The organism is Streptomyces sp. LS1784 (genome assembly GCF_020103755.1).
GTDB lineage: Bacteria > Actinomycetota > Actinomycetes > Streptomycetales > Streptomycetaceae > Kitasatospora.
On sequence record NZ_JAHSQD010000381.1, the window covers coordinates 1 to 8,032 of the forward strand.

The following is an 8,032-nucleotide window of genomic DNA, read 5'->3' on the forward strand; positions in this document are numbered from 1 at the left end:
CCGCCACCCCCGGGGGCGTCGCCCGGGCCCGCGCGGCCCTGCGGGGGTGGCCTCGGCAGCCGGCCGCCGCCCGTTAGGGGCGGGTGCCGGGCTGGTCGACGATGGCGCGGGCGAGGACGGCCATCTGGCCGGTGATGTCGCCCTTCTTGAAGGTCGAGCCGTCGGCGAGGGCCACGGTGCGCTCGCCGAGGAAGGTGTAGTCGGCGCGGTCGAAGATCCACTGGGACTCGACCTTCCCGCCGCCGTCCCGGCGCGCGACCGCGATGCCGGGGCGGCCGGCGGCGTCGGTCACCGAGTCGATCACCGTGACGCCGGGGATCTTCGCGGCCGCCCGGTAGAGCGCGGCGCTGACGGCCGGTGGGGCGATCTGCTCGCGCAGGAGGTCGCCGACGGTCCTGAACGCCTCCTCGTCGGGGCCGGGCCCGAGGCCTGCGGTATCGGCGTGGATCCTGGCCAGCAGCGCGTCCGGGTCGGTCGGCAGGGCGGCGACGTAGGCGTAGCTGCCGATCCCGGAGTAGGGCACCGGTTCGGGCTCCCCGTGCTCGTCGCTTCCTCCGGGATTCGGCAGATGCCCGTCCAGGAGCAGCAGTTCCCGCCTGCTGCCGTCGACGGACCTCCAGAGCTCCCGGTCCCGCGCCGCCTCGCCCTCCGACTTCGCCCAGTCGTCCAGGCTCTTCACGTAGACGAACTGGTCCCCGCGTACGGCCGGGGCGGACTGCTGTTCGGCGGCCCGCGCCGCGCGGTCCAGGACGACCGCCGCCACCGGCCGAGTGGAGTCGGCGCCCCGCTCCACCGGGCCGCCGGCCAGGACCAGGGACAGCGCCAGGCCGCCCGCCAGCGCGGGCAGGGCCACCCAGCCGAGCCGGATCCGCCGCGCACCGGCCGCCGGCCCGCGTGCGAACTCGCTCATCAGGTGCCCCCGCAGCTGCCGTCGGCGGTCGGCGGAGAGCCCCGGCCCCGTGGGCGGTGGCAGCAGTTCGTCCTCGTTCATCGGGTTCATCGGGTCCTCCCCGGTGTCGTCGACCTGGCCGCTTCGGTGCGGCCACCCCGTACCTGTCCGGTGTCCGCAGGGAGTTCCCGCCCGCCCCGGAGCTCCTCGTCCGCCAGCGCGCGCAGCTTGGTACGGGCGCGCGAGAGCCGGGAGCGCACCGTGCCGATCGGCACCCCGAGTGCCTCGGCCGCGCTCGCGTAGTCCAGGCCCGCCAGGACGCAGAGTCCGAACACCTCGCGCTCGGCCCTCCGCAGCCCGCCCAGCGCCCGCCGCACGGCGGCGAGCCGGGCGTCGTCGTCGAGCCGTCCGACCAACTCCTCGGCGAAGTCCGGCAGTACGCCGCGGTCGGGAATCCGCGCCATCGCCGCCCGGTGCCGCCGGGCCGCCCGGGTCGTGTTGCGCAGGACGTGGGCGGCTATCCCGAACAACCAGGGCCGCACCGGCCCGTCGTCCTCCCGCAGCTTGCCGCGCAGGCGCCATGCTTCGAGGAACGTCAGCTGGACGACGTCCTCCGCGGCCGCCCGGTCCCCCACCACCCGCGCCGCGTACCGGTACAGGTCGTCCGCCGTCTCATCGAACAACTCCCCGAACGCCCACTGATCTCCGCTCCTCAATCGCGCCCGCTGTGACAGTTCCACGTCCCCCACCTGTCCGCACGGGCCGCCGGGTTCCCAGCGGAGTACGGCGGAGGCCCCGCCGAACCCGGTGGTTCGTCGGGGCCTCCGCCGCCGGTCCGCTCGCGGCCGTCCGCTCAGGAGCAGTACGTGTTGTGCTTGACCAGGGCGAGAGCAGCGACCTTGCCCTCGGCCATGGTGAACTCGTAGAACCAGTCCGGGCCGCCGCTGCCGCTCTCGGCCGGGAGCTCGAACCTGCCGTTCTCAGCCGGCTTCAGCTCCTTGCCCTCGTAGGCCCGCTTGAGCTCCTCCTCGGTCGAGCCGGCGCCGATCCCCTCGGCGGTACGGGCGTCCGCCGGGGCGACCACCTGGCGCAGGCCCTTGGTGCCGAAGTTGACCCGCCCGGTGGCCAGGAAGGCCTGGTCCCGAGCCTTGCGGGCGGGCGTGACGAGGTCCAGGTCCTTGTTGAGCGCGGCGATCTCCTGCTGGTCGGCGGCGTCCTGCTTGATCAGCTCCTGGAGGCGGTTGTTGTACTCCTGCAGCTCCTTCACCGACGCCCCGGGCGTCAGCGGCGGGACCGGCTTCCGGTTCGCCCTGATCTCGTCGATCCTGGCCATCGCCTTGGAGGCCTTCTCGTGGACCTGCGCCTCGGTCGCCATCCGGACCGGGTCCGGCGCCGGGCCGCCCTTGTACGCGTAGTCGGTGCAGCCGTTGAGCACCGAGACCGGCGCCGCCTCCAGGGCTCCGGAGGCGAGCGCCTCGTCCTTGGTCATCGACAGCTGCAGTCCGCGGTAACCGCCGGCACCGAACGGCTGCGGCGGCGTGGCGGCAGCGGCGGCGCCGCCCTTGTCCCCCTCGCAGGCCGCCGCCCCGGCCACCACCAGAGCCATCGTCAGGACCGCCCCTGCCACACGGGTGTTGCGCATCGCCCCCACCGCGATTCCCTCCCCTTCGCCGATCGCACACGGTAGCGAATATCCGGGCGGGATTCACCATCGGTTACCGAACGGGCGAGGGGCCCGCGCCCGAGGACGCAGACCCCTCTCGTGCGCACGGCCGTCGGTCAGTCGGCCGGGGGCCGGGTGGCGAGGCTGCGGGTGTAGTGGGCGGCGGCGAGGACGGAGGCCATCAGCTCGGAGTCGAGCACCGAGGCGTCGGCCAGCCGGGTGGCCGACGCGTGGGAGCCGAGCAGGGTCTTGGTGACCCGCAGGGCGGCCTCGGGGCGGCGCGTGATGGGCCTGGTCCACTCGGCCACCGCCCCGTCCAGGTCCTGCTCGGAGACGACGCGCTGCAGGATGGTGAGCTCACCCGCCTCCACCGCACCGACCGGACGGCCGGTGAGGATGATCTCCCGGACCCGGGCCGCGCCGACCTCGTGGAGCAGACGGGGAAGCAGACCGCCCCAGGCGACGGGCAGGCCCAGGGCGAGCTCGGGCAGCCGGAAGACGGCGTTGTCGGCGCCGACCCGCAGGTCACAGGCGAGCGCCAGGGCGAAGCCTGCGCCGGTCGCCCGGCCCTGGACCCGTGCGACGGTGACGGCGGAGCTGTTGGTGAGGGCGTCGCAGACCCTGCGGGCCTTCTCCCCGTAGCTCCGTATCCGGCCGCCGGTCGGGTCCTCGTCCAGGCCCGCGAAGAGCTCGTCGCGGTCGCCGCCGAGGCAGAAGTCCCGGCCGGCCCCGGACAGCACGATCACGCGCACGGCCGGGTCGGGTACCGCGAGGACGGCGAGGAGTTCGTCCAGCATGGCCGAGGTGACGGCGTTCCCGGTCCCCGGGCTGTTCAGCTCGACGTGGAGCACCGCGTCCCGGAGCTCGGAACGGACCGTACGGGCCGGCGCGGGCTCGGGGACCACCGCGGGCCCGGGCTCGGGGTACCAGCCGCCGGGCGCCGGAGGGTTCGTCAGGTACGGGGGCTGCATCGCGTACGGGGGGTACTGGGGAGCCTGCGGGGAAACGTTCATGCGGCCACTCTCAGGGACGTCACCCGGTGGAAGACCATCCGGGGCGCGTGCTCCGGCGGGCTCACCGCCCGCAGTGTCGGGAAGCGCTCCAGCAGCCGGTCCAGCAGGGCGCGCGCCTCCAGCCGGGCCAGGCCCGCACCGAGGCAGTAGTGGGCGCCGCCGCCGAAGGTGAGGTGGGTGCCCCGGCGGAGCGGGTCGAAGGTGTGCGGGTCCGGGTTGCGGCGCGGATCGCGGTTGGCCGCGCCGTACATCACGTGGACCATGGTGTCCTTGGGGAGGAACACCCCGGCCAGCACGGTGTCCTCGCCCGCGACGCGGCTGTTGATCCGGATCGGCGGGTCGTAGCGCAGTGCCTCGTCGATCACCTCGTCGATGTGCTCGGGCCGCTCCCGCAGCCACTCCCACCTGCCCGGCGACCGCAGCAGCTGCCACACCAGCGAGGAGAGCAGCGTCGCCGTGGTCTCCAGCGAGGCGATGGTGACGAACATGGTGAGCTGGTAGACCATCCGGTCGGTGGCCTCGCGGTCGGACTCCAGCGCGTCCCAGGTGCGGATCCAGCCGGCGATCACGTCGTCGCCGTCGTTCTCGCGGCGCTCCCGGACGAGGCGGGTGAAGTACTCACGCAGGTCCATGGTGGCCTGCTCGGAGACCGCCAGCTGGCTCTTGGTGGGCAGCAGCTCCTGGGCGTGCACCTGGTTGTGGGTCATCGTCAGGATGTGCGGGTAGTCCGCCGGCGCGATGCCCAGCCAGCGCCCGATGGTGCCGATCGGCAGCTGCTCGCTGACCACGGAGGCGAAGTCCGCCTCGCCGTCCGTCCGTATTCGCTCGGCCAGGCGGTCGAGCAGCCCGGCGACGTCGGCCTCGATCTCCGGCGCCATGTCCCGCAGGGTGTTCCGGTCGAAGAGGCTCCCGAGGCTGCGCCGCTGCCGGGTGTGCTCGGGGGCGTTGAGCCGGGAGAGGGTCCGGCTCATCTCCTGGGTGGCGACGGCCTCCCAGCGCTCCGTCCCGCTCTGCCGCTCCTGCCAGGCGAAGTCCGGGACGAGCCAGGTCCTGCCGCGCAGGACCTGGTCGCACGCTTCGTACCCGGTGACCAGGTAGCCGCCCCAGGGCGCCGGGACGAGGTCGCCCAGCGCCCGCAGCTCGTCGTAGACCGGGCTCGGGTCGGCGAGTCCCTCGGCCGACCGCAGCCTCCGCAGGAGCGGCACGGCGGCACGGCGGTCGACCCTTCCACCAGGGCTCTCCAAGTCCGCGGGGCGGGCTTCCAACATGGCGGTCACACGGGGCTCCTATCGCGCGGGCGGGCAGTACGGCGGCGATCTACCCAGTAACAGCGCGCTCAAGCATCGATCCGTGTTGCTCCCGTCACGTTCCGCACCATCGTCGTGAGCCGTTCACCTCGCGGTGACCGAACGACTTCCGACGGCGCGTCGGACCGGCCCCGGGCCGTCTCAGAGCCGGAAGACGTCCAGGAAGGAGCTCCACCACCCCTTCTTCTGCGGGGCCCGGGCGGACGCCGTGGCGGTGCCCTGCGGGTACGTCTGAGCCGTCTCGGAGCCGGGCACCGCCCCGGGCGGGGCGGTGCCCGGGCTCACGGCCGGCGCCGTGGTGCGGGCGGCCACCGGGCTGAACCGCACCGGCAGCGCGACCAGGCCGCGCTGGAACGGGCCCGGCCGCCACTCCACGCTCTCCGCGGGCACCGCGAGCGTGACGTCCGGGAGCGCGTTGAGCAGGCACTCGATCGCGCTCAGTGCGATCAGCTGGGCCGGGGACTTGGCCGGGCAGGCGTGCGGACCGGCGCCCCAGGCCAGGTGGGCCCCCTTGCTGAGGGTCAGCCGGGCGTCGGTCAGCGCGGGGTCGCTGTTGGCGGCGGCGAAGCTGATCACCACCGGGCTGCCGGCGTCCATCGGGACGCCGCCCAGGTTGAGGTCCTGTATCGGGTAGTGCGTCGCGTAGTTGGCGATCGGCGGGTTGTTCCACAGCACGTCGTCGAGGGCGTCCTCGATGCGCAGGCCGGAACCGCCCTCGCCGGACAGCAGCAGGAGCAGCGCGTTGCCGATGAGGTTGCGCTCGGGCTCGACGCCGGCGCCCATCAGCATGACCAGCTGGTCCTTGAGCTCCTCGTCCCGCAGACCGGCCGGGTGCTGGATGAGCCAGGAGGTGATGTCGTCGCCCGGCTGACGGCGCTTGAGCGCGACCAGGTCCATCAGGCAGGAGGTCAGCTCCTCGTTGGCCTGGATCACGTCGAGGCCGTCGAAGAGCGCGGACATGCTGCGGGTCAGCCGGTCGCCGATGTCGGCCGGGCAGCCGAAGAGCTGGTTGAACAGCAGCAGCGGCAGCAGCTTGGCGTAGTCGTTGAGCAGGTCGGCCCGGCCCAGCGCGCTGAACTGGTCGATCAGGTAGCCGGCGATCCGCTCGACATGCCGGTTGAGCCGGTTGTCGTTGAGCCGGTCCAGGCTCTCGGTGACGGCCTTGCGCAGCCGCAGGTGCTCGGCGCCGTCCGAGAAGAGGCAGTTGGGCCGGTAGAACATCATCGGCAGGACGGGGCTGTCCATCGGCACCCGCCCCTCGTTCAGAGCCGCCCAGCGCCGCGAGTCCCGGGCGAACATCCCCGGGTTCTGGAGCACCCGCAGCGCGGCCTCGTGCGAGGTGACCAGGGTGGCGTCCACCCCCGGGGCCAACTCCACCGGTGCGGCGGGACCGTTGGCGCGCAGCTTGTCATAGACCGCTTCGGGGTCGGACGAGAACATGTCCCCGTAGAGCGGTGTGCTCACGCCGGCGTGCATCGGGCAGCCCGGCGGCGCCGACTGCGGGACGGGTCGCTGCAGAGATTCCATGGGTCGTTCCTTGGAGGAGGCCCCGGGCGGGTGCGGACCCGGGAGACGTGAGGGGAGGGAGACGTGGGGGAGGTCAGGAGGCGCGGTCGAGCAGGTGCCGGACGAGCGTCAGCAGGGCGTTGGCCGAGGAGCGCTGGTCCCGGGCGTCGCAGAACACCACCGGCGTGTGCGGCAGCAGGTCGAGCGCCTCGCGCAGCTGGTCCTCGGTGTACTCGCTCTGCCGGTCGAAGCTGTTGACCGCCACCGCGTAGTCCAGGCCGTACTGCTCGATCAGGTCGATGACGGGGAAGGTGTCCGCCAGGCGGGTCGGGTCGGCCAGCAGCAGCGCTCCCAGCGCCCCCCGCGCCATGTCCTCCCACAGCTGCATGAACCGCTGCTGCCCCGGCGTGCCGAACAGGTACAGCACCAGGTCGTCGCCGAGCGTCAGCCGGCCGAAGTCCAGGGCGACGGTCGTGGTCTTCTTGTCCGGTACGCCGCGGAGGTCGTCGACGCGGGTGGACGCCTGCGTCATGCTCTCCTCGGTGCTCAGCGGGGCGATCTCCGACAGTGCGCCGATGAGCGTGGTCTTGCCGACCGCGAAGTGCCCCACGACCAGGATCTTGACAGCGGTCGTCACCGCGCCCGGGACGTAGATGTCCTCAGGCGAACCGGCGTTGAAGTCCATGCAGTACCTTCTCTAGAAGTCTCGGGTCCGGGGCCTGGGCCGGGGGCGGGGCCGACCGGCGCAGCAGCCGTCCCTCACGGATCAGGTCCGTCAGCAGCAGCCTCACGACCCCCACCGGCAGCTCCAGCCGGGCCGCGACCTCGGCCACCGAGAGGTAGCCGCCGGAGCACAGCTCCCAGATCGCCCGGGTCTCCGGGCTCGGCAGGGCGGGAAGGTCCTGCTCGGGCGCGACGGTGACCAAGGTGATCAGAGACAGGTCGTCCGCACTCGGTAACTCGCGCCCACCGGTGATGACGTAGGAGCGGATGAAACCGCCGGTGACCCTCTGTTCCTCGCCGCCGGCCGTCATGAGCCGCTGAACGTGCTCTGGCGCGGAGCCGCCGACATCGCCCGTCCGAGTGCGCCCACCTGCTGCTGCATCCGGAAGGACATCGCCTCCATGTCGACGTCGGGGGCGGTGGAGGCGGCCAGGTACGCGCCGCTGCCGGCCGCGATCAGGAAGATCCAGCCGTGGTCGTACTCCAGGAGGGTCTGGCGCCAGACCCCGCCGCCTCCGCCGACGAACGGGGCGACCGCGCGGCTCAGCGACTGCATCGAACTCATCGCGGCGGCGTTGGTCTCCGCCTCGTCACGGCCGATCTCGCTGGACCGCTCAAGCAGCAGGCCGTCGGCGGAGACGAGGATGGCGTGCCGGGCGCCGGGTACTTGGAGTACGTCGTTGAGCACCCAGGAAAGATCGCGGCTCACTGGATCTCGGTTCCTTCCGTGGTCATGGTGTTACGCCCGGACAGCGTGCCGCGCTGGAACGCGCCGAGGCGGGACGGCGTGTGCTGGCCGGCGCTCCGCATCGGTTCCTCGGCCCGGCCGGGGTCCTGCGGAGTGGGGACGACCGACACGGGGCGCTGGCGGCGGCGCCGCGGCAGCAGCCCGTCCGCGGTCGTCTCCGGTCCCGCCGTCGCCGCGGGCGGC

The 8,032-nt window shown here is 73.1% G+C and carries 9 protein-coding genes and 1 pseudogene; all 10 read right to left on the minus strand.

Going from position 1 to position 8,032, the window contains the following annotated elements; genetic code table 11:
• Window positions 1-73: 73 nt before the first annotated feature.
• Complete coding sequence (locus KS423_RS31725) at window positions 74-1,000, minus strand: CU044_5270 family protein (RefSeq protein WP_263455442.1); 927 nt, start codon at window positions 998-1,000, stop codon at window positions 74-76.
• Window positions 997-1,572 carry an RNA polymerase sigma factor gene (locus KS423_RS31730; RefSeq protein WP_374120060.1) on the minus strand — a complete coding sequence of 192 codons (576 nt, stop codon included), beginning with the start codon at window positions 1,570-1,572 and terminating at the stop codon, window positions 997-999. The genes KS423_RS31725 and KS423_RS31730 overlap by 4 nt, the downstream gene beginning before the upstream one ends.
• A 170-nt stretch (window positions 1,573-1,742) precedes the next feature.
• The gene (locus KS423_RS31735) at window positions 1,743-2,531 is read right to left on the minus strand and encodes a hypothetical protein (RefSeq protein ID WP_224283210.1); all 789 of its coding nucleotides are present in this window, start codon (window positions 2,529-2,531) and stop codon (window positions 1,743-1,745) included.
• 137 nt (window positions 2,532-2,668) lie between these two features.
• Window positions 2,669-3,565, minus strand: coding sequence for an enoyl-CoA hydratase/isomerase family protein (locus KS423_RS31740; protein WP_224283211.1), 897 nt, complete (start codon window positions 3,563-3,565; stop codon window positions 2,669-2,671).
• Window positions 3,562-4,695: a cytochrome P450 gene (locus KS423_RS31745; protein ID WP_224283215.1), complete on the minus strand. Its 1,134-nt coding sequence runs from the start codon at window positions 4,693-4,695 to the stop codon at window positions 3,562-3,564. Before KS423_RS31745 ends, KS423_RS31740 begins: the two co-directional genes overlap by 4 nt.
• Window positions 4,696-5,013: 318 nt before the next feature.
• Window positions 5,014-6,399, minus strand: coding sequence for a cytochrome P450 (locus tag KS423_RS31750; protein WP_374120061.1), 1,386 nt, complete (start codon window positions 6,397-6,399; stop codon window positions 5,014-5,016).
• Window positions 6,400-6,472: 73 nt separating this feature from the next.
• Window positions 6,473-7,063, minus strand: coding sequence for an ATP/GTP-binding protein (locus KS423_RS31755; protein ID WP_224283212.1), 591 nt, complete (start codon window positions 7,061-7,063; stop codon window positions 6,473-6,475).
• Window positions 7,038-7,412, minus strand: a complete 375-nt coding sequence (locus KS423_RS31760; RefSeq protein ID WP_224283213.1) for a DUF742 domain-containing protein — start codon at window positions 7,410-7,412, stop codon at window positions 7,038-7,040. The genes KS423_RS31755 and KS423_RS31760 overlap by 26 nt, the downstream gene beginning before the upstream one ends.
• Window positions 7,409-7,810, minus strand: coding sequence for a roadblock/LC7 domain-containing protein (locus tag KS423_RS31765; protein WP_224283214.1), 402 nt, complete (start codon window positions 7,808-7,810; stop codon window positions 7,409-7,411). Before KS423_RS31765 ends, KS423_RS31760 begins: the two co-directional genes overlap by 4 nt.
• Window positions 7,807-8,032: pseudogene (locus KS423_RS31770) on the minus strand (ATP-binding protein); the annotation flags it as partial. The gene KS423_RS31765 and the pseudogene KS423_RS31770, both read right to left, overlap by 4 nt.

Coding starts and splice junctions, on each gene's coding strand:
- KS423_RS31725 (WP_263455442.1), bottom strand. CDS start 1,000: ATGAACCCGATGAACGAGGACGAACTGCTGCCACCGCCCACGGGGCCG.
- KS423_RS31735 (WP_224283210.1), bottom strand. CDS start 2,531: ATGCGCAACACCCGTGTGGCAGGGGCGGTCCTGACGATGGCTCTGGTG.
- KS423_RS31740 (WP_224283211.1), bottom strand. CDS start 3,565: ATGAACGTTTCCCCGCAGGCTCCCCAGTACCCCCCGTACGCGATGCAG.
- KS423_RS31750 (WP_374120061.1), bottom strand. CDS start 6,399: ATGGAATCTCTGCAGCGACCCGTCCCGCAGTCGGCGCCGCCGGGCTGC.
- KS423_RS31755 (WP_224283212.1), bottom strand. CDS start 7,063: ATGGACTTCAACGCCGGTTCGCCTGAGGACATCTACGTCCCGGGCGCG.
- KS423_RS31760 (WP_224283213.1), bottom strand. CDS start 7,412: ATGACGGCCGGCGGCGAGGAACAGAGGGTCACCGGCGGTTTCATCCGC.